The 1,024-nt window shown below is 49.6% G+C and carries 1 protein-coding gene; it reads left to right on the forward strand.

Going from position 1 to position 1,024, the window contains the following annotated elements; translation table 11 throughout:
- On the forward strand, nucleotides 1–1,024 hold a 1,024-nt coding region (locus B0G85_RS10205; protein ID WP_198508823.1), incomplete at both ends, for a beta strand repeat-containing protein.

The following is a 1,024-nucleotide window of genomic DNA, read 5'->3' on the forward strand; positions in this document are numbered from 1 at the left end:
AGCACCACCATCAACAGTGGCGCTACTCTACAAATTGGTAATGCCAGCACTACTGGTAGCCTAGGTACTGGGGAAGTGACCAATAACGGCACGCTAAGCTTTAATCGCAGTAACGCCATGACCGTAGCTAATACCATTAACGGTAGTGGCGCTGTTAATCAAACTGGCGCTGGCATCACGACCTTGTCTGGTGGTAATGGGTATACCGGCTTAACTACTGTCTCTGTGGGTACTCTAGTGGTCACAAACGATAGCGCTTTAGGGGGCACTGCTAGCGGTACGACTGTTAGTGGCGGCATCTTAGATATCCAAGCGAATATTGGTGCTGAACCGATTACTTTAAGTGGCGGAGCACTCAAGACGACTACCGGTACTGGCGCCATCTCTGGCAGTATTACCTTAAGTAGTGCGAGCACGATTACCGTCGATGGCAGCTTAACTCTGTCTGGCATCATCACTGGCTCTCATGCCCTGACTAAAGCAGGTAGTGGTACCTTGAACTTCACCGGGGCTAATAATTATGTAGGCAGCACCACCATCAATAGCGGTACCCTCACAGTCAGTGGCCTAGGCACTCTTGGATCTACTGCCAATAACTTGACCATGAGTAATGCTGCAGTATTAGATCTCCAAAGGAGCCTCACCGTTGGTAACCTAGTTATGGCTAGTGGTAACACCATTACCAATAGCACTGGTAGCTCTAGCCTCATAGTAGGGGGCACCGCTTCCTTGGCCGGCAACATCACCACCAGTGGTACCCAAACTTACACTGGGGCAGTGAGCTTAACAGCCACTCCGATTACCTTAACAACTACCAATAGCACCATTGGATTTAATAGCACCTTAAATAGCACTGCCTCTGCTGCTAACGCACTAACTATCTCTACGGGTTCTGGCAATGTCACCTTTACGGGTGTCGTCGGGGGAGAAACTAATGGTGCACTAGGTGCCTTAATTATCAACACCACAGGAACAGGCACTATCAGTGCTGCACTGACTGCTGCTTCGATCACCACTAATGCTG

Origin of the sequence: Polynucleobacter brandtiae (genome assembly GCF_002797575.1) — a bacterium.
GTDB lineage: Bacteria > Pseudomonadota > Gammaproteobacteria > Burkholderiales > Burkholderiaceae > Polynucleobacter > Polynucleobacter brandtiae.